The following is a 19309-nucleotide window of genomic DNA, read 5'->3' as shown; positions in this document are numbered from 1 at the left end:
TTTCGAGATGCTTCTGATCTACTGCCCCTATTGCGAGGAAGAGCGCTCCGAGCTCGAATTCCGCGGTGCCGGCGACGCCCATATCGCCCGCCCTGACAACATCGCCGACATCACCGACGAGCAGTTCGAGGAATATTTCTTCCTGCGTCAGAACCCGAAGGGTCTGATCTTCGAACGCTGGCGCCACATCCACGGCTGCGGTCGTTTCTTCAACGCCGCCCGTGACACGGTCAGCGACCGTTTCTACACCACCTACAAGGCTGGCGAGCCGAAGCCTGACGTCGCCGCCATTCTTCAGAGCGAGCAGGATAAGGGAGCCACGAAATGATGGGGGCCAATCGCATTCCAGGCGTCGGCCGCCTGACGCCCGCCCGCACCGCGCGCTTCACCTTCGACGGTCGCACGCTGACAGCGCTTGAGGGCGACACCGTCGCCTCGGCGCTCCTGGCCAATGGCATTCATCTCGTCGGCCGTTCGTTCAAGTATCACCGCCCGCGCGGCATTCTGTCGGCCGGCGCCGAGGAGCCGAACGCGCTGCTCGACGTCTCGCGTGATGCCGCCCGTCGCCAGCCGAACGTGCGCGCCACGGTGCAGGAAGTCTTCGACGGCATGAAGGTGGAATCGCAGAACCGCTGGCCGTCGCTCGCCTTCGACGTCGGTGGCATCAACGACCTGATGTCGCCGTTCTTCGCCGCCGGCTTCTACTACAAGACTTTCATGTGGCCGAAGGCGGCCTGGCACGCGATCTACGAGCCCTTCATCCGCCGGGCCGCGGGTCTCGGTGTCGCCCCCACGGAAGCGGACCCGGATCACTATGCCAGCCGCTACGCCCATTGCGACGTGCTGGTCATCGGTGCGGGCGTTGCCGGTCTTTCGGCAGCGCTTGCGGCCGCCAAGGCCGGTGCCAAGGTGATCATCTGCGACGAGCAGCCGGAAGTCGGCGGCGCGCTTCGCTATGAAAGCGGCACGACGGTCGACGGCAAGGACGGCTGGGACTGGGCGCAGGAGACGGCCAAGGCGCTCGCCGCCATGGACAACGTCACGCTTCTCACCCGCACCACCGGCTTCGGCTACTACAACCACAACTTCGTCGGCCTGGTCGAACGGGTGACCGATCACCTCGCTGCCCTCGACAAGTCGCTGCCGCGCGAGCGGCTGTGGCAGGTGCGCGCCAAGAAGGTGATTCTGGCCAACGGCCAGATCGAGCGGCACATGGTGTTTGCCAACAACGACCGTCCGGGCATCATGCTCGCTTCGGCCGGCCGCACCTATCTCAACCACTTCGGCGTCTCTGTCGGCTCGAAGGTCGGTGTCTACACGGCCCACGACTCGGCCTATGAGGCCGCCTTCGACCTCAAGCGCGCCGGTGTCACGGTACCCGTGATCGTCGACTGCCGGGAGAACCCGGGCGAGGCCGTCCTTGCCGAAGCGCGCAAACTCGGCATCGAAGTGCTATCAGGACATTCGGTGATCAAGGCCGGCGGCAAGCTGCGGGTCAATTCGATCAGCGTTGCCCGCAACGGCGGCGGCTCGGCCCGCAAGTTCGCCGTCGACGCACTGCTGGTTTCGGCCGGCTGGACGCCGTCGGTGCACCTGTTCTCGCAGTCGCGCGGCAAGGTGAAGTTCGATGCGGCGACGCAGCGCTTCCTGCCGGGCACCTATCTGCAGGATTGCCTGTCGATCGGCGCCTGCAACGGAACCGACGATCTGCAGGCAACCATCGACGAGGCGCTCGCTGCCGGTGAGCTGACCGCGCGTGCGGCCGGTGTCGAAGGCGGAGCGCAGGTGACGCTTTCGGGCGAAAACCGCTTCGGCTGGACCGGCGGCATGATCGGCGCTGCCGAAGGGGCTGGGCCGGACACGACCGTCAAGGCCTTCATCGACTTCCAGCACGACGTCTGCGCCAAGGACATCCGTCTGGCCGTGCGCGAAGGCATGCACTCGATCGAGCATATCAAGCGCTTCACCACCAACGGCATGGCCTCAGACCAGGGCAAGCTTTCCAACATGCATGGTCTGGCGATCGCCGCCGAGGCGCTCGGCAAGGACATTCCGCAGGTGGGCCTCACCACCTTCCGCCAGCCCTACACGCCGGTGACCTTCGGCACGATCGTCAACCACTCGCGTGGGCCTCTCTTCGATCCGGCGCGCAAGACGCCGATCCATGCCTGGGAGGAGGCGCACGGCGCCGAGTTCGAGGATGTCGGCAACTGGAAGCGCGCCTGGTTCTATCCGAAGGCGGGCGAAGACATGCACGAGGCGGTCGCGCGCGAGTGCAAGACGGTGCGCGATGTCGCGGGTGTATTCGACGCCTCGACGCTCGGCAAGATCGAGGTCGTCGGCCCGGATGCGGCCCAGTTCCTCAATCTGATGTACACCAACGCCTGGGACAACCTGAAGCCCGGCCGCTGCCGCTACGGCATCATGCTGCGCGACGACGGCTTCGTCTATGACGACGGCGTCGTTGGTCGACTGGCCGAGGACCGCTTCCACGTGACGACGACGACCGGCGGAGCGCCGCGCGTCATGAACCACATGGAGGACTATCTGCAGACCGAGTTCCCGCATCTGAAGGTGTGGCTGACCTCGACGACGGAACAATGGGCCGTCATCGCCGTGCAGGGGCCGAAGGCGCGCGAGATCATCGCGCCGCTCGTCGAAGGCATCGATCTTTCCAACGAAGCCTTCCCGCACATGAGCGTTGCCGAGGGCAAGATCTGCGGCGTGCCGACCCGGCTCTTCCGCATGTCGTTCACCGGCGAGCTTGGCTTCGAAGTCAACGTGCCGGCCGATTACGGCCAGGCGGTCTGGGAAGCGATCTGGGCACGGGCCGAGCCGATGGGCGCCTGCGCCTATGGCACGGAAACCATGCACGTGCTGCGCGCCGAAAAGGGCTACATCATCGTCGGCCAGGACACCGACGGCACGCTGACGCCTGACGATGCCGGCCTTTCCTGGGCGGTCTCGAAGAAGAAGCCCGACTTCGTCGGTATCCGTGGCCTCAAGCGCCCGGATCTCGTCAAGGACGGCCGCAAGCAACTCGTCGGCCTTCTCACCAAGGATCCGAAGGTGGTGCTGGAGGAGGGCGCACAGATCGTCGCCGATCCGAACCAGCCGAAGCCGATGACCATGCTGGGCCACGTGACGTCGTCCTACTGGTCGGAAAATTGCGGTCGTTCGATCGCGCTCGCCATGGTCGCTGGCGGCCGCGCGCGCCTCGGGCAGACGCTCTACGTGCCGATGACCGATCGCACCATCGCCGTCGAAGTGAGCGACATGGTGTTCTTTGACAAGGAAGGGGGACGCCTCCATGGCTGACCAGGTTACTGCTAGCCGCAAGGCGGCGCTTACCGCACGCGGCGGTTCGGCCGAAGCGATCCTGACGCCGGCACCGGCGGCGACGCGCATCTCGCTGCGTGCAGGCGCCGATGCGCTGCCGGCACTTTCCGCCGCACTCGGCGTCTCGCTGCCGACGCGGCCGAAGACCTCGGCCTCCTCGGGCCAGCGTCATGCGCTGTGGATCGGTCCGGACGAATGGCTGGTGTTTGACGAAGGCGAAGCCGACCTGATGGCGGCGGCAGCCTCGAGCGGCACGCTGCATTCGGCCGCCGACATCTCGCACCGCAACGTCGCCGTCATCGTCAGCGGACCGGGTGCGGACGTGGCGATCAACAGCGGCTGCCCGCAGGATTTGTCGCTGCCGATCTTCCCGGTTGGAGCGTGCTCGCGCACGATCCTCGGCAAGGCAGAGATCGTTCTCTTCCGCACGGCTGAGGACCAGTTCCGTGTCGAGTGCTGGCGCTCGTTCTCGCCCTTCGTCTTCGGGCTTCTGTCCGAAGGTGCGAAAGACGCAGGCCATTGAATGAAAAAGCCGGGAAGTGCTCTCAGGCGCTTCTCGGCTTTCGAAGACTGTCCAGAGCCTGCTCGCTCTCACTGCCGAGTTGGCAGGACGCCTTTTTCCTGTAGCGTGCGTCGCGTCGCCTCGTTCAGGTCGTAATCCTGCAGGCGTTCGGGTTCGACCCAGGCATGTTCGACGAACTCGTCGTTGAGGGTGACGTCGCGATTTTCCGCTTCGCAGTCAAAAATCAGATAGATCATGTGCAACTGCTCGCTTGAGCTGTCGGCATAGGACTTGGTCCTGATGTCGTCGCGAAAGGTCCAGGGCTGGATCGCCCCGATCCGCAGGCAATCTCCAAGCTCTTCCCGTATTTCGCGGCGCAGGCCCTCCTCAAGACGCTCCCCCGGCTCGAGCCCGCCGCCGGAAAGGGCCCATTGCCCTGGAAACACGCCACGATCCGGCGGCATCTTGCAGAGCAGGTAAGCCCCTTCGTTCCGAATGAGTGGGCACACGATGATGCGCTGACGCAATTGCCTCTCCGCCGACTGACTTGGCGACCACGAGCGTCGCCTTCTTTTGGATGTCTTGTTCGATTTTCTCAGACGAAGCGCAAGGACCAGTAGAGCGCTATCTCGCGGGTTCCGGGCTTAAGCGCGGAGTAGAGATGCCGGTCGTAGCCGGAAAGCTCGAAGCCGTAGCGCTCATAGAAGCGGCAGGCCGCGACATTGTTCGATTGGGTTTCGAGCCGGATTCCCGGCAGGTCCTGTTCCTTCGCCCACGATACCGCCTGGTCCATGAGGGCTTTGGCAACACCGGCCCGCCGCGCATCTTTGTCGACAGCGATGTCGTCCACCTCGGCAAAGCCGTTCCATGCCTTCGATAGCGCCATGTAGCCCGCAAGCCTGCCATCGATGCGCGCGACGAAAAGAGGGGCGTCGGGCTCTGCAGATGCATCCAGAAGCTCTCTTGGATCGGATCCATAAGCCTTGGTGTAAACATCGACAGGAGTGACGGCGCCAAGACCAGGGCCGGTGAAGGGCGGCAACGCCTCGGACGTCACTTCGAAGGAGAAGTCGCAGCCGGCAAAGTCAGCCGCAAAGCGGTCGTCGGCCGGCCCGACCGTCAGTGTTGCGCTCATTTGGGTTACTCGGTTGCGGCGTTGCTACGCATCCGCTGGCCGGTCCTTCGGGTCGAACTGGATGATCGTCTGCCATGTGGCCGTCAGCGCCGGCTTGCGTTCGCCCTCGATCTCTACGCTGACGTCGTAGGTGATCATCAGCATGCTCGCACCGCGGAAGCGGGCGTCGGCCATCACGAAGTGGCCACGCACCTTGGCGCCACTCTTCACCGGCGCAATGAAGCGCACTTTCTCGAAGCCGTAGTTGATGCCCATGGTCTGCTCACGGATCTTCGGGAGGCAATTGTAGTTCATCGCCGACAGCAGCGAGAGCGACAGGAAGCCATGCGCGATCGTGCCGCCAAAAGGCGTTTCGGCAGCCGCGCGAACCGGGTCGACGTGAATGTACTGGTAGTCGCTGGTCGCCTCGGCGAACTTATCGATCATGTCCTGGCCGACCGTAATCCAGTCGGAAACGCCGACCTCGTTGCCGACCAGCACCTTGATCTCAGAAAGTGAAATGTCCTCAAGCATGTGAACGCCCCGATACAAGCCCCCCGAAACGATATAGGCCTGCCCGTTGCAACCTGCAAGCGGCGGAAAAGCTTTAGAAAACTTCGACCAAGAAGGTGACGGACCGTGGCGCGACATTGTCCGCGATGGCGGGTTCCGCCGACACCTGCTGCCACTTCCCGGCGATGCCGTCAGGCAGCCTGACCGGGTGAGGCGCGTGGCTGCGGTTGATGACGATGGCAAGCCGCGTTGCCCGTTTCTGTACGCGGTCTTGGGTCGCAAGAACCATCATCAGATTGTCCGTGGCCGGGTGCTCCCAATCGCCTGTCGTCATCGGCTGCCCGTCGAGGCGACGCCATTCGACATCGCCGTTTCCCGTGAGAAACGCGGTCTCGCCGAAAACGCTGAAGCGCGCGCGCATTTCCGACAGGGCAGCGGTACGGGCAACAATCTCATTGTCCATAGCAGCCCAGTCGAGCCAGGTGATGGCGTTGTCCTGGCAATAGGCGTTGTTGTTGCCGTTCTGGCTGCGCCCGCCTTCGTCTCCGGCGGTCAGCATGATCGTACCGCGGGTTGCAAACAACGTGCCGATGAGCGCCATCACGTCGTGGCGGCGCGCCGCGAGGATTTCCGGATCGGTGGTCGGACCCTCCGCGCCGTTGTTCCACGAATGGTTCTCATTGTGGCCGTCGCGGTTTTCCTCGCCATTCGCCTCGTTGTGCTTGCCGGCATAGGAAACGATGTCGGCGAGCGTGAAGCCGTCATGGGCGGCGACGAAGTTGACACTCCGGGTGCCGCTTTCGCCCCAGCGGGAAAAACTGTTCGACGAGCCGGCAAGCGCCGTTGCCAGGGCCCCGATCGCATGACGGTCGCCGCGCCAGTAGATGCGGATATCGTCACGGGCGCGGTCGTTCCATTCGAGGAAGGGCGAGGGGAAGTTGCCGAGCTGGTAGCCGCCGGGGCCGATGTCCCAGGGTTCGGCGATCAGCACGCGGTCGGCAAGCAGCGGATCGGCCGAGATCGCCTGGAATAGCCGGGCATCGCGGTGGAAGCCGCCCATGTCGCGTCCGAGGATCGAAGCAAGGTCGAAGCGGAAGCCGTCGACACCGGCGGCATTTACGAAATGGCGCAGACTGTCGAGGATCAGCGCCTCGACCACCGGATTGTCGCAGGCAATGGTGTTGCCGCAGCCGGTGTCGTTGATCAGTTCGCCTGGCCGGTCGGTGGCGTGACGATAGTAGGTCAGGTTGTCGAGGCCGCGCATCGACAGTGTGGTGCCGAAGCGGTCGCTTTCGCCGGAATGGTTGAAGACGAGATCGAGGATCACGCCGATACCGGCCTTGCGCAGCGCCTCGACCGTCTTTCGCAACTCCTTGATGCCACCTGGGACCAGCCGTGGATCGAGCGCCATCGGTGCGATCGGATTATAACCCCATCCGTTCTTCAGCCCGAGGGGAGGCAGATGGCGCTCGTCGATCCAGGCGACGATCGGCATCAGTTCGACTGCGGAAACGCCGAGACGCTTGAGGTGTTCGATGATGACCGGTTCGGCCAATGCCGCCACGGTGCCACGCTTGGCCTCGGGGACCCCAGGATGCAGCATGGTGAAGGGCTTGACGGCAATCTCGTAGATCAGGCCGCCGGTCTGGAACAGCGGCTTCTTCAGCTTGACCGACTTTGCTTCGGAGACGATTGCCTTCGGCACCAGATTGGCGGTGTCTTCGCCAAAGATCGTCAGGCGCGGATCGTGTTGAAAGGGTCGGTCGAGTTCCACGGCATAGGGATCGACCAGGAGCTTGGAGGGGTCAAACCAGAGGCCGTGATCAGGCGAATAGACGCCATCAGCGCGAAAGCCGTAGCGCGTGCCTTTCGGGGCATCCGCGACCGTCAGGCTGTGCACGTCGCCGCTGCGTGCCATCGGCAGCTGCCGCAATTGCTTGGCGCCGGTTTTGTCGAACAGGCAGAGATCGATGCGGGCGGCGTTGCGCGACCAGACCGAAAACACGGTGCCCTCAGGCGTGATGGCGGCACCGAGGAGAGGATTTCCGGTGGTCGGCATGAAGGCGGCCCTCTTGTTCAACGTATGCGCTGCTCACCCCCTCTGCCCGGACATGGGGGAAGGGTCGAAAGAAGAAGGGCCGCATGTAGCGGCCCTTGTGCAGTGTCTCAGGTGATCACGCTCGGCTCGGTGCGGCCGGTGCGGGTCTTGATGCCGGCAATCTCGTCGGCAACGGCGATGAGATCGGCGAGCGCCTCCTGGGTGTCGATGCCATGGCGCGTGGCGTCCGGCTCGAAGCGCTCGATGTAGACGCGCAATGTCGCGCCCGACGTCCCGGTGCCCGACAGGCGGAAGACGACGCGCGAGCCGCCTTCGAACAGGATGCGGATACCCTGGTTCTTGCTGACGGAGTGGTCGACCGGGTCGTTGTAGGCAAAGTCGTCTGCGGTTGCGACCTTGAGCGCGCCGAAAGACGTGCCGGGAAGCGTGGTCAGCTGGTCGCGCAGATTGGCGATCAGGCCGTTGGCCGCGTCGCTATCGACCTCTTCATAGTCGTGGCGCGAGTAGTAGTTGCGGCCGTAGGTCGCCCAGTGCTTCTCAACGATGTCGAGCGCGCTTTCCTTGCGGGCGGCAAGGATGTTGAGCCAGAGCAGAACCGCCCAAAGGCCGTCCTTCTCGCGCACGTGGTTGGAGCCGGTGCCGGCACTTTCTTCGCCGCAGATCGTCGCCATGCCCTCGTCGAGCAGGTTGCCGAAGAACTTCCAGCCGGTCGGCGTCTCGTAGAGGCCGATGCCGAGTTTCTCGGCGACGCGGTCGGCAGCACCGCTTGTCGGCATCGAGCGGGCGATGCCGGCGATGCCCTTGGCGTAGCCTGGCGCCAGGTGCGCATTGGCGGCAAGCATGGCGAGACTGTCGGATGGCGTGATGAAGATGCCGCGGCCGATGACGAGATTGCGGTCGCCGTCACCGTCCGACGCTGCGCCGAAGTCGGGTGCGTCCGGCGCCATCATCGTCTCATAGAGCGCGCGGGCATGGACCAGGTTCGGGTCCGGGTGGTGGCCGCCGAAGTCCGGCAGCGGAATGAAGTTCATCACCGAGCCCTTGGGCGCGCCGAGGCGCTTTTCGATGATCTCCTTGGCATAGGGACCGGTGACGGCGCTCATGGCGTCGAAGACCACGCGGAAGCCGCCCGCAATCATTTTGCGGATGGCGCCGAAGTCGAACAGGGTCTCCATCAGCTCGGCATAGTCGGCGACCGGATCGATGACCGTGATCGTCATGCCGTCGATGTCCTGGGTGCCTTCGGCATCAAGGTTGATGTCGGCGACGTCGGAGATCTTGTAGCTGTCGATCACCTTGCTGCGGGCAAAGATCGCGTCGGTGATCTTTTCCGGTGCCGGGCCGCCGTTGCCGATATTGTACTTGATGCCGAAATCTTCCGTCGGGCCGCCGGGATTGTGGCTGGCCGAAAGCACGATGCCGCCGAACGCCTTGTACTTGCGGATGACGTTGGACGCGGCCGGCGTCGACAGGATGCCGCCGCGGCCGACGAGCACGCGGCCGAAGCCGTTTGCTGCCGCCATCTTAATGGCGATCTGGATGACTTCGCGGTTGTAGTAGCGGCCGTCGCCGCCGATCACCAGGGTTTCGCCCTGAAAGCCCTCGAGCGAATCGAAGATCGATTGGATGAAGTTCTCGGCGTAGTTCTTCTGCTGGAAGACCGGGACCTTCTTGCGCAGCCCTGACGTGCCAGGCTTCTGGTCGCCGTAGGGGGTCGTGGTAACCGTTCTTATCATGCTGACTTAACCTTTCCCGAGAAGACCGGAATATAGAGAGACGTAACGCTCGGCACTTGTGGCCCAGGAAACGTCCGATTTCATGCCCTGGGTCTGAATTTTCGCCCAGACCTTGGGTTCGCTGTATGCACGCAGGACGCGGCGGATCGCAAGCCGCAGGCCGTCGCCATTGACAGGCGTGAACTGGAAGCCGGTGGCGACCTTGGCCGCAAGGCCCGCTTCGTTGGCGTCGATGATCGTATCGGCAAGGCCGCCGGTGCGGGCAACCACCGGCACACAGCCGTAGCGCAAGCCGTAAAGCTGGGTCAGACCGCAGGGCTCGAAGCGCGACGGGATAAGGATCGCGTCCGAACCCGCCTGCATCAGGTGCGACAGCGGCTCGTTGTAGCCGGTGACCATGCCGATGTGGCCGCGATGGCGGGAGGCGGCGGCGAGAAGCGCGCCTTCGAGTGCCGCGTCACCGGAACCGAGCACGACGAGCTTGCCGCCCATCGCGACGAGTTCGTCCGCGATTTCGGCAACGAGGTCCATGCCTTTTTGCCAGGTGAGACGGCTGACGACGCAGAAGATCGGGCCGGTGCCCTTTTCAAGCCCGAAGCGTTCTTCCAGCGCCCGCCGGTTGCCGGCGCGCTGCTTCAAGGTTGTGGCGCTGAAATGCTGGGCGATGTGCGGGTCGGTCTGCGGGTCCCAGACATCGGCGTCGATGCCGTTGACGATGCCCGAGAGATCGGCGACGCGGCTCTTCAACAGGCCTTCGAGCCCCATGCCGAATTCGGGCGTCAGGATTTCCTGCGCATAGGAAGGGCTGACGGTGGTGACCGCGTTTGCGGTCTGCAGGCCGCCCTTCAGGAAGCCGACGTCGCCGTAATATTCGACGAACTGCATCGAGAAGGCTTCGGCGGGAAGGGCAAGCTCCGGGAACACCGATGCGCCGAACTGGCCCTGGAAGGCGATGTTGTGGATCGTCATGACCGTCGGTGTGGCGGCGGCAGGGCCGAAATGCATGTAGACGGGTGTCAGTGCCGTCTGCCAGTCATGGGCATGGACGATGTCGGGCTTCCAGCCGGGGATCACGTCGCCGCCGGCGATCTCTGCCGCTGCCAGCGAAAGGGCGGCGAAACGGCGGAAGTTGTCGGCGTAGTCGAGGCCGGTCGCATCGACATAGGGGCCGCCGTCGCGGTTATAGAGCGCCGGCTGGTCGAGGACCAGCAGATCGAGCCCGTCGACCTCGGCTGCGAGAATGGTCGCCGGATTGCCAAACAGGTTGTCGAAGGTGCCGACCTTCTTTTTCTTTTTCAGCTTCTGCAGCACGGCCGGATAGCCGGGCACCAGGGTGCGGGTTTTGACGCCGTGCGGCAAAAGCGCTGTCGGGAGCGCGCCGACGACATCGGCGAGCCCCCCGGTCTTGATCAGCGGATAGACTTCGGACGCAACGGAGAGGACGTTCATAGAGTGCCTACATTCCCAATTTGTCGATCATCGTTTGCGTGATCAGGCAGACGCCGTTTTCCGAGCGTCGGAAACGCTTGGCATCGAGCTCCGGATCGTCGCCGACGACGAGGCCCTCCGGGATCACGACACGGCTGTCGATGACCACATTGCGCAGCGTCGCGTGACGACCGATCATCACATCGGGAAGAACTACGGCATTCTCCAGACGGGAATATGAATTGACCCGCACGCCTGTGAACAACAGGCTTCGGTTGAGCGCGGCGCCCGAGATGATGCAGTCGCCTGAGATGAGCGACGAGGTCGCCGAGCCGCGGCGATTTTCATCGTCGTGCACGAATTTTGCCGGCGGCTTGATCTCGGCAAAGGTCCAGATCGGCCAGGTGCTGTCGTAGATGTCGAGCTCGGGCGTCACATGGGTCAGGTCGATATTGGCCTGCCAATAGGCATCGATCGTGCCGACGTCGCGCCAATAGGCCTCGCGCTCGAAATCCGACCGCACGCAGGACTGCGCAAAGCGGTGGGCGACGGCTTTGCCGTTGTCGACGATGTACGGGATGATGTCCTTGCCGAAGTCGCGGCTCGATTTCGGATCGGCGGCGTCGCGGCGCAGAAGGTCCATCAGGAACTTCGTGTGGAAGACGTAGATGCCCATCGAGGCGAGCGCCATCTCGGGATTGCCGGGAATGCCAGGCGGATCGGCGGGCTTTTCGACAAAGGCGATGATGCGGTCCTTCTCGTCGACATGCATGACGCCGAAGCCGGTCGCTTCCATGCGCGGCACTTCAAGGCAGCCGATGGTGACATCGGCGCCGGAATCGACGTGCTGCTGCAGCATCAATTCGTAGTCCATTTTGTAAATATGGTCGCCGGCGAGGATGACCATGTACTCGACGCCGTGGTCCTCGATGATGTCGATGTTCTGGTAAACGGCGTCGGCGGTGCCTTCGTACCATTGCGTCTCGGAAACACGCTGGCTGGCCGGCAGGATGTCGAAGCTCTCGTTTCGCTCAGGCCGGAAGAAGTTCCAGCCGCGCTGCAGGTGCCGGATCAGCGAGTGCGCCTTGTACTGGGTGGCGACGCCAATGCGGCGGATACCGGAGTTCAGCGCGTTCGAGAGCGCGAAGTCGATGATGCGGGCCTTGCCGCCGAAGTAGACGGCCGGCTTCGCCCGGCGATCGGTCAGTTCCTTCAGGCGACTGCCGCGGCCGCCAGCGAGAACATAGGCCATGGCATCACGTGCCAGAGGTTGCGTACGCTTTTCCACCATTTGTCCTCCCCATAACATTGACCTCGGGGTCGTCAAGGCGGCTTTCGCAGACGCCTCGCGGCCCTCGAAATTGGCTGCTTAGTCCTGTTCCAACATCAGTGTCGCCAGAGGCGGCAGGGTGATGTTGGCCATAATCGCTCCCGTGGTGCTCTTCTTGGCATGGACGGCACCGCCGTTGCCCTTGCCGCTTCCTCCATAGATTTCCGCGTCGGTGTTGAGGATCTCTTTCCAGCGACCTTCGAACGGCAGCGGGATGGCATAGCTCTCGCGGTAGACGGGCGTGAAGTTGGTGATGACAGCAACGAGCTTTTCGCCGGGCGCCTTGCGCAGCCAGGCGAAAACAGAGTTGTCGCGGTCGTCTGCCAGCAGCCACTCGAAACCATCGCCCTCGCAATCACGGGCGTGCAGCGCCGGCTTGGCGCGATAGGTGCCGTTCAAGTCACGCACGAGGCGCCGCATGCCCTCGTGCAGGTGGTATTCCAGAAGGTTCCAGTCGAGAGCGCGGTCCTCCGACCACTCGCGCCATTGGGCGAATTCCTGGCCCATGAACAAGAGCTTTTTGCCCGGATAGCCCCACATGAAAGCGTAGTAGGCTCTAAGGTTGGCAAACTTCTGCCAGTCGTCGCCGGCCATCTTGGCAATCAGCGAACCCTTGCCGTGCACGACTTCGTCGTGGGAGAGCGGCAGCACGAAGTTTTCGCTGAAGGCATAGAGCAGGCCGAAGGTCAGGTCGTTGTGGTGGAACTTGCGGTGCACCGGCTCGCGCGACAGATACTGCAGCGTGTCGTGCATGAAGCCCATGTTCCACTTGAAGCCGAAACCGAGGCCGCCGGAGTGAACCGGATGCGAGACTTTCGGCCAGGAGGTCGATTCCTCGGCGATCGTCAGGATGCCCTTGTGGGAGCCATAGATCTCGGTGTTCATCGTCTGCAGGAAGCGAACCGCTTCGAGGTTCTCGTTGCCGCCGTATTCGTTCGGCACCCATTCGCCGTGCTTGCGCGAATAATCGAGGTAGAGCATCGAGGCGACCGCATCGACGCGCAGGCCGTCGACATGGAACTTCTCTGCCCAGTAAAGCGCATTGTTGACGAGGAACGACAGCACTTCCTGGCGGCCGAAATTGTAGATGGCCGTGTTCCAGTCGGGATGAAAGCCCTGTCGCGGATCCTCGTGTTCGTAAAGAGCCGTGCCGTCGAACCAGCGAAGCCCATGTTCGTCGGTTGGAAAATGCGCCGGCACCCAGTCGAGGATCACGCCGATGCCGACCTTGTGGCAACCGTTGACGAAGCGGGCAAAACCTTCGGGTTCGCCGAAACGGGCGGTCGGCGCGTAGAGGCCGGTCGTCTGGTAACCCCAGGACGGATCGAACGGGAACTCGGAGATCGGCAGGAACTCGATATGGGTGAAGCCCATGTCGACGCAGTAGGGGATCAGCCGGTCGGCAAGCTCGTCCCAGGAAAGCATGTCGCCATTGTCGCGGCGCTGCCAGGAACCGGCGTGGACCTCATAGATCGAGATCGGTTGGCGCCGGGCATCGACCGTCGCCCAGTGATTGCGGTGCGCCTCGTCTTCCCAGGTCTGCGCGATCTCCGGCGTCGTCATCGAGGCCGTATTCGGCCGCAGTTCGGAACGCCGGGCAAAAGGATCGGCCTTCAACGGCAGCAAAGTGCCGTTGCGGTCGAGGATCTCGTATTTATAGGCAAGCCCGCCCTCGACGCCCGGGATGAAGATTTCCCAGATACCGGTGTCGGTGCGCAGCCGCATGACGTGCTTCCGGCCATCCCAGTCGTTGAACTGGCCGACAACCGAAACACGCTTGGCGTTCGGCGCCCAGACGGCGAAATGGTAGCCGCGCGCGCCGTCATGTTCGATCGGGTGCGCGCCCATCTTGTCGAAGAGCCGGAGATGCGAACCCTCACGGATGTAATAGTCGTCCATCGGTCCGAGCACCGGGCCGAAGCTGTAGGGATCAACGACGACCCATTCGCCGCCCTGGTTGCGGGCGCGGTAGCGCACCGGCTGCGGCTTCTTCAGCGACACCGGGCCTTCGAAGAAGCCGGCATCGTCGCGCCGCTCGAGATTGCCCAATTCCTTGCCGGCAAGCGTTTCCACCGTCACGGTCTCGGCATCGGGAATGAAACAGCGGGCAAGGATGGCCTTGCCTGCCGGATGCACGCCGAGAACGGCAAAGGGGTCGTCGTGCGTGCCCGAAAGAATGGCCGCGATATCCGGCGCTGACAGCAGACCTGAAGCTGCGGGTTCCGGGTCCTTGCCGGCCGAAGGCGTCATCCAGCTCTCCAGATTTCCCCGGCATATTGCCGGATGGTGCGATCGGACGAGAACCAACCCATCCGTGCCGTGTTGCGGATCGCTTGCGCGTACCAATCGGACGGGGTGGTCCAGAGTTGGTCGATCTCGCGTTGGGCCTGTGCGTAGGCCTCGAAATCGGCTGCCACCATGAACCAGTCGTGATTGTAGAGTCCTTCGACGAGGCTGGAGAAGCGGTTGCGATCATCAGGCGAGAACACGCCCGAGGCGATCGCCTGCAGCGCCTGCGACAGCTCGCGCGAACCCTCGATGATGGCGCGCGGATTGTGGCCCTCGGCGCGCGCCTTTGTCACTTCCTCGGCCGTCATGCCGAAGATCTTGATGTTTTCCTCGCCGATCCAGTCGCGCATCTCGACGTTGGCACCGTCGAGCGTGCCGATCGTCAGCGCCCCGTTGAGCGCGAACTTCATGTTGCCGGTGCCCGACGCTTCCATGCCGGCGGTCGAAATCTGCTCGGAAAGGTCGGCGGCTGGAACCATGATTTCGGCCAGCGAGACGTTGTAGTTCGGCACGAAGACGATCTTGAGCAGGCCACGCACCGCCGGGTCGTTGTTGACGACACGGGCGACGTCGTTGGCGAGTTTGATGATCAGCTTGGCATTGTGGTAGCTCGGCGCCGCCTTGCCGGCGAAGAGCTTGACGCGCGGCACCCAGTCGAGTTCCGGATGCGAGCGGATCTGGTCGTAGAGTGCGACCGCCTCGATGATGTTCAGCAGCTGGCGCTTGTATTCGTGGATGCGCTTGATCTGGATGTCGAACATCGCCGACGGATCAAGCCGGATGCCGAGCCGGCTCTGGACGAGCTGGGCGAGGCGCACCTTGTTGGCGCGCTTGACGGCGGCGAAATGCTCCTGGAAATCCGCCTTCTCCGAGAAGGCGTCGAGCGCCTGCAGCGCCTCGGTGTTGTCCATGAATTCGTCGCCGATCGCCTCGCGGATCAGCCCGAAGAGACCGGGATTGCACTGCATCAGCCAACGGCGCGGGGTGATGCCGTTGGTCTTGTTGTTGATGCGGTCCGGATAGAGCTTGTGCAGGTCGGCAAACACCGTCTCCTTCATCAGCTCGGTGTGCAGTGCCGAAACGCCGTTGATCGAGTGCGAGCCGACAAAGGCGAGGTTACCCATGCGCACCCGCCGTTCGCCGCTCTCGTCGATCAGCGAGATATTGCGGATCTCGTCGTCGGTCGCACCCTTCTGGCGACGGGCCTCGATCAGGATCTTGGCGTTGATCGCATAGACGATCTGCATGTGGCGCGGCAGCAGTCGCTCGATCAGCGGCACAGGCCAGCTTTCGAGCGCTTCGGGCAACAGCGTGTGGTTGGTGTAGGAAATCGTGCGGCGGGTGATGTCCCAGGCTTGCTCGAAATCGAGGCCATGCAGGTCGGTCAGGAGCCGCACCAGCTCGGCAATCGAGATCGCCGGGTGGGTGTCGTTCAGCTGGATGGCGACCGCGTCGGGCAGCGAGGTGAAATCCGGATACTGCTGCAGATGGCGGCGCAAAATGTCCTGAAGCGAGGCCGAGGAGAAGAAATACTCCTGGCGCAGCCGCAGTTCCTGGCCGGCCGGCGTTGCGTCGGCGGGATAGAGAACGCGGGTCAGGCTTTCTGCCTTGTTGCTTTCCTTGAGCGCGCCGATGTGGTCGCCGGCGTTGAAGGCGGCAAGCAGGATCGGGTCGATTGGCTGCGCCGTCCAGAGGCGGAGCGTATTGACGCGTTTTGCACGCCAGCCGACGGCGGGCGTGTCGAAGGCGGTGGCGATGACGCGCTCGGCCGGCTTCCAGACGAAACGCTGGATTTCCTCGTCGACATTGGCGGTTTCGACGATCCCGCCGAAGCCGATTTCGTAGGAGCTTTCGCGCCGCTCGAATTCCCACGGGTTGCCGTGGGCAAGCCATGTTTCCGGCAGTTCCACCTGCCAGCCATCGGCCATCTGCTGGCGGAAGAGGCCGTGCATGTAGCGGATGCCGTAGCCATAGGCCGGTACGTCGACGGTCGCCATCGATTCCATGAAACAGGCGGCAAGGCGGCCGAGGCCACCATTGCCAAGTGCCGCGTCCGGCTCGAGCTGGGCGACGATGTCTATATCGACGCCGAGCGAGGCGAGCGCATCGCGCATCTCGTCCATCAGGCCGATATTGGTCATGGCGTCGCGCATCAGGCGGCCAATGAGGAATTCGAGCGAGAGATAATAGACGCGCTTGGCGCCGGTCGCGTAGGTCTTGCGGGTGGAATCCATCCACTTGTCGGTAATGCGGTCGCGCGCCACCAGGATCGCCGCGGTCAGCCAGTCATGCGGCTTGGCGACCTTGGGGTCCTTGCCGATGCGGTATTTCAGGCGTTCGAGGATTTCAACAGCGAGCTGGCTAGGTTCGGACGACCTTGGGGCGGGCTGCGGCACGTCGTTGGTGGAGAGCCTGTTCATCATGAAACTGTCTTTACCCTTTTGCGTTGGGAGGTCGCAGGCCGGACCCGACCGGGGATAAAGGCAATTTATGCATCGATCCGAAGCGCTTGCAACAGATGTTTTTAAATGGATTAGATGCGTCTTAAGCGGTGGATAGCGGCAGACGCAAAACACAAAAAATGCCGCCCGGTCGAGCCGGACGGCACGGTCTTGATACGGTCGCTCTTATTTCGTCAGGCGCGCCATCTTGCCGGAGGTCGTCGCGCCGATCTCTCCGAAGTCCTTGACCAGCGCGTCGGCATTTTCCGGCGCCTTGTAGTCGGCCGGGGTGCTGGCGCAGCGCTTCAACACCGACTTGCCCTGGATCGGCGCCATGAAGGCGATTGTAAACACCCGGATTCCGGCGTCTTTCGCATCCTGGCACGCCTTGAGCGTTTCAGTATCCGACTTGGAGTCTTGAGGCGTGTATTTGTCGAGGTCCGGTTCCGGCTTTGGCGGCGTCGCGAGGGTCAGCGCCTTCCCGTTATAGTGCGTATTCGCACCGTCGGTCATGAAGACGATGTACTTGTTGGGCTTGAGGCCGTTGGAGGCCGCATGGGCGTCGGTCTCGCCCTTGAGCTTGAGGTCTGCGACCGCCTTAATGAAGGCCCCGCTTGAATCCGTGCCGCCGTTGGCTTCCAGGGCCTTGACATAGGTGCTCGCCTTCGTCGTGCCCCATGCCAGTTTTTCTTCCGGGAAGATGGAACTGCTGTAGGAAACCGCGCCGACGCGCACATACTTGCTGTCGGGATCCATCGTCGCCAGTGGCTTCAGCAGCGTTTCGACCGCAGATTTCAAGGTCGTGATCTTGTCGACCATGCAAGGACTGGTCTCGGAGATGTTCTTGCCCCAGTTGTCCGCCGTCCAGTTCTTGCACTTTGTCCGCTTCTCGTCCTTCACGTTCGTCACGAACGCCATCGAGCCCGAGCGGTCGAGCACGAGATACATCGACATCGCGTTCTTGGTTTCCGTTGCACTTTCGGCGACGGCGACCGTTTCCAGATTGATGGAATTCTTGCCGAGCAGGCGGGTCATCGCGTTCAGCTGGAACGACTGCCTGTTGATGACGTTGACCTTGTAGGCCTTGTCGCTCTTGCCGACATCCGTCGTGATAATATCGATCGTCGGCTGGGTCTGAACGTCGGTCGGCGAGCCAGCGGCAGCGCCGCTAACCGCTCCGGTACCGCCGGTTCCCCCGGGCACGTCCGTCGAGGTCGCCCCCGACTGCGCCTTCAAGAAATTCAAGGCGATTTCCTTGGCTTTCTCGGGCGTAAGTGCGTCCTTGTTCGCGACCAGTGACGATGCGGCCGCGAGCGCTGCTGCGTCTGCGGCATCCTGCATCTGGTTTTTGGTCGACATCACGTTGGCGAAGTCAATGGCCATGCCGCCGGCCGCCAGGATCAACGGTGTCGCGATCGCTGCCATGATGCCGAAATTGCCACCCCGGTCCTTGAGCAACGCTCCGAACGACCGGCCTACTGTGTATCGTCTTCCCATCTTTGCACACCCCAAAGGAACACGTTGCAAGCTTGAGGGCATCAATAGCGGCGATGGCTTACGATATCGTTCCCGCAATCATTGCAATTTTAATGGAATGCAGGAAAGTCAGTGCTTACAGCACGTTCCGTGGAGGTTGTCGTGTTCGAAAACGGGAAACGGGCTGTACCAAAACGGATCACGGTACCGGAATGACGTCGACGGACTGTTTCGTCGTCTGGCTGCCATAGCTTTTCAGGATACCAATCACCGGCGCAACGTCACCGTAGTCGCGCCCATGACCGACGACGATATGGTCGGTTCCAGCCGGAATATTGTTGGTCGGATCGAGTTCGAACCATCCAGCGGTTGCGCCGCACCAGACGCGCACCCAGGCGTGCATCGCATCGGCACCTTCCAGCCGTTCCTTGCCCGGAGGCGGAATCGTTCTTAAGAATCCACTAACATATCCGGCGGGAATGCCGAGGCTCCTGAGCGCCACGATCATCACATGCGCGAAGTCCTGGCAGACGCCGCGTTTCAGCTTGAAGGCCTCGTCGGGCGTCGTATTTACCGTCGTGGCTTCACCGTCATAGGTAAAGTCGCGATGGATCCGTTCGCACAGCGCCGCGGCGATCTGGCGGACCGTCATCGTATCGTTGATCGTGTCGCGCGCGTAGGCCGAGATCGCGGCAGCCTCCGGCAAGAGGGGGCTCGGGCCCGTGAAGTGATGCGGCGCCTCGGCGTCGACGGACCAGCAGGCTGCGAGTTCCGTCGGAAGGCCTTCAAGCCGTGGCGAAAAATCCGCGGTCAGCGGTTGCGCTTCCACCTGCACCCGCGCCTGCATGCGGATCGTGAGGTCGGCGTGGGCGGTGCGGAAGAGGATCGAGGTAAACGGGTTGGCGAAGAAGTCGGTGCTTTCGGTGCGTTCGCCCGGCATCGGCTGGCAGCTCACCGAACCGACGACGAGGCGCTGTCGGCCGGGAAGGGTGGCCGGCAACACGCGCACCAGGTGTCGGCCGCCGGAAACCGGTACTTCATAGTCGTAGGTGATCTTCAGGCTGATGTCGTAAAGCATGGCG

Annotated in this window: 14 protein-coding genes; 3 read left to right on the top strand and 11 right to left on the bottom strand. The window is 63.0% G+C overall.

Annotated elements, in window-relative coordinates; genetic code table 11:
- Positions 1-7 precede the first annotated feature (7 nt).
- Genes VGO04_RS31835 through VGO04_RS31825 form a run of 3 tightly spaced genes read left to right on the top strand, consistent with a single transcriptional unit; the run spans position 8 to position 3862 of the window.
- Positions 8-328, top strand: a complete 321-nt coding sequence (locus tag VGO04_RS31835) for a sarcosine oxidase subunit delta (protein ID WP_327499986.1) — start codon at positions 8-10, stop codon at positions 326-328.
- Complete coding sequence (locus tag VGO04_RS31830) at positions 325-3318, top strand: sarcosine oxidase subunit alpha (protein WP_327499985.1); 2994 nt, start codon at positions 325-327, stop codon at positions 3316-3318. The genes VGO04_RS31835 and VGO04_RS31830 overlap by 4 nt, the downstream gene beginning before the upstream one ends.
- On the top strand, positions 3311-3862 hold the full coding sequence (locus VGO04_RS31825; protein WP_327499984.1) for a sarcosine oxidase subunit gamma: 552 nt from the start codon (positions 3311-3313) through the stop codon (positions 3860-3862). The genes VGO04_RS31830 and VGO04_RS31825 overlap by 8 nt, the downstream gene beginning before the upstream one ends.
- Before the next feature lie 68 nt (positions 3863-3930).
- On the opposite strand, the gene nudI is transcribed toward VGO04_RS31825, so the two are convergent.
- The 11 genes from nudI to VGO04_RS31770 all read right to left on the bottom strand — a co-directional run bounded on the left by nudI (position 3931) and on the right by VGO04_RS31770 (position 19305).
- Positions 3931-4368: a nucleoside triphosphatase NudI gene (nudI, locus tag VGO04_RS31820; RefSeq protein ID WP_327499983.1), complete on the bottom strand. Its 438-nt coding sequence runs from the start codon at positions 4366-4368 to the stop codon at positions 3931-3933.
- A 68-nt stretch (positions 4369-4436) separates the two neighbouring features.
- Positions 4437-4976 (bottom strand): GNAT family N-acetyltransferase, encoded by a 540-nt coding sequence (locus tag VGO04_RS31815; protein WP_327499982.1) that lies wholly within the window; start codon positions 4974-4976, stop codon positions 4437-4439.
- 24 nt (positions 4977-5000) lie between these two features.
- A complete protein-coding gene (locus VGO04_RS31810) occupies positions 5001-5489 on the bottom strand; it encodes a MaoC family dehydratase (RefSeq protein ID WP_327499981.1) in 489 nt (162 codons plus the stop codon).
- 73 nt (positions 5490-5562) lie between these two features.
- Positions 5563-7527, bottom strand: a complete 1965-nt coding sequence (gene glgX, locus VGO04_RS31805; protein ID WP_327499980.1) for a glycogen debranching protein GlgX — start codon at positions 7525-7527, stop codon at positions 5563-5565.
- 107 nt (positions 7528-7634) lie between these two features.
- Positions 7635-9263: an alpha-D-glucose phosphate-specific phosphoglucomutase gene (locus tag VGO04_RS31800; protein ID WP_327499979.1), complete on the bottom strand. Its 1629-nt coding sequence runs from the start codon at positions 9261-9263 to the stop codon at positions 7635-7637.
- A gap of 6 nt (positions 9264-9269) precedes the next feature.
- Complete coding sequence (gene glgA, locus VGO04_RS31795; RefSeq protein WP_327499978.1) at positions 9270-10712, bottom strand: glycogen synthase GlgA; 1443 nt, start codon at positions 10710-10712, stop codon at positions 9270-9272.
- A gap of 7 nt (positions 10713-10719) precedes the next feature.
- A complete protein-coding gene (gene glgC / locus VGO04_RS31790; RefSeq protein ID WP_327499977.1) occupies positions 10720-11982 on the bottom strand; it encodes a glucose-1-phosphate adenylyltransferase in 1263 nt (420 codons plus the stop codon).
- A gap of 78 nt (positions 11983-12060) precedes the next feature.
- Positions 12061-14271, bottom strand: coding sequence for a 1,4-alpha-glucan branching protein GlgB (gene glgB, locus VGO04_RS31785; protein ID WP_327499976.1), 2211 nt, complete (start codon positions 14269-14271; stop codon positions 12061-12063).
- Positions 14268-16733 carry a glycogen/starch/alpha-glucan phosphorylase gene (locus VGO04_RS31780; protein WP_414650642.1) on the bottom strand — a complete coding sequence of 822 codons (2466 nt, stop codon included), beginning with the start codon at positions 16731-16733 and terminating at the stop codon, positions 14268-14270. The genes glgB and VGO04_RS31780 overlap by 4 nt, the downstream gene beginning before the upstream one ends.
- 204 nt (positions 16734-16937) lie before the next feature.
- A complete protein-coding gene (locus tag VGO04_RS31775; protein ID WP_327499975.1) occupies positions 16938-18248 on the bottom strand; it encodes a pilus assembly protein in 1311 nt (436 codons plus the stop codon).
- Between the two features lie 178 nt (positions 18249-18426).
- Positions 18427-19305 carry a transglutaminase family protein gene (locus tag VGO04_RS31770; RefSeq protein ID WP_327499974.1) on the bottom strand — a complete coding sequence of 293 codons (879 nt, stop codon included), beginning with the start codon at positions 19303-19305 and terminating at the stop codon, positions 18427-18429.
- Positions 19306-19309 lie beyond the last annotated feature (4 nt).

It is taken from the genome of Ensifer sp., assembly GCF_035999185.1.
Taxonomy (GTDB): domain Bacteria; phylum Pseudomonadota; class Alphaproteobacteria; order Rhizobiales; family Rhizobiaceae; genus Ensifer.
This window is presented reverse-complemented; position numbering and strand designations above follow the sequence as displayed.

What these genes read in the sequence shown, in the direction of transcription:
- glgA (WP_327499978.1), bottom strand. Translation starts at nt 10,712, where the DNA reads ATGAACGTCCTCTCCGTTGCGTCCGAAGTCTATCCGCTGATCAAGACC.
- VGO04_RS31835 (WP_327499986.1), top strand. Translation starts at nt 8, where the DNA reads ATGCTTCTGATCTACTGCCCCTATTGCGAGGAAGAGCGCTCCGAGCTC.
- glgX (WP_327499980.1), bottom strand. Translation starts at nt 7,527, where the DNA reads ATGCCGACCACCGGAAATCCTCTCCTCGGTGCCGCCATCACGCCTGAG.
- VGO04_RS31830 (WP_327499985.1), top strand. Translation starts at nt 325, where the DNA reads ATGATGGGGGCCAATCGCATTCCAGGCGTCGGCCGCCTGACGCCCGCC.
- VGO04_RS31775 (WP_327499975.1), bottom strand. Translation starts at nt 18,248, where the DNA reads ATGGGAAGACGATACACAGTAGGCCGGTCGTTCGGAGCGTTGCTCAAG.
- VGO04_RS31800 (WP_327499979.1), bottom strand. Translation starts at nt 9,263, where the DNA reads ATGATAAGAACGGTTACCACGACCCCCTACGGCGACCAGAAGCCTGGC.
- VGO04_RS31815 (WP_327499982.1), bottom strand. Translation starts at nt 4,976, where the DNA reads ATGAGCGCAACACTGACGGTCGGGCCGGCCGACGACCGCTTTGCGGCT.
- VGO04_RS31810 (WP_327499981.1), bottom strand. Translation starts at nt 5,489, where the DNA reads ATGCTTGAGGACATTTCACTTTCTGAGATCAAGGTGCTGGTCGGCAAC.
- VGO04_RS31770 (WP_327499974.1), bottom strand. Translation starts at nt 19,305, where the DNA reads ATGCTTTACGACATCAGCCTGAAGATCACCTACGACTATGAAGTACCG.
- glgC (WP_327499977.1), bottom strand. Translation starts at nt 11,982, where the DNA reads ATGGTGGAAAAGCGTACGCAACCTCTGGCACGTGATGCCATGGCCTAT.
- VGO04_RS31825 (WP_327499984.1), top strand. Translation starts at nt 3,311, where the DNA reads ATGGCTGACCAGGTTACTGCTAGCCGCAAGGCGGCGCTTACCGCACGC.
- glgB (WP_327499976.1), bottom strand. Translation starts at nt 14,271, where the DNA reads ATGACGCCTTCGGCCGGCAAGGACCCGGAACCCGCAGCTTCAGGTCTG.
- VGO04_RS31780 (WP_414650642.1), bottom strand. Translation starts at nt 16,733, where the DNA reads ATGATGAACAGGCTCTCCACCAACGACGTGCCGCAGCCCGCCCCAAGG.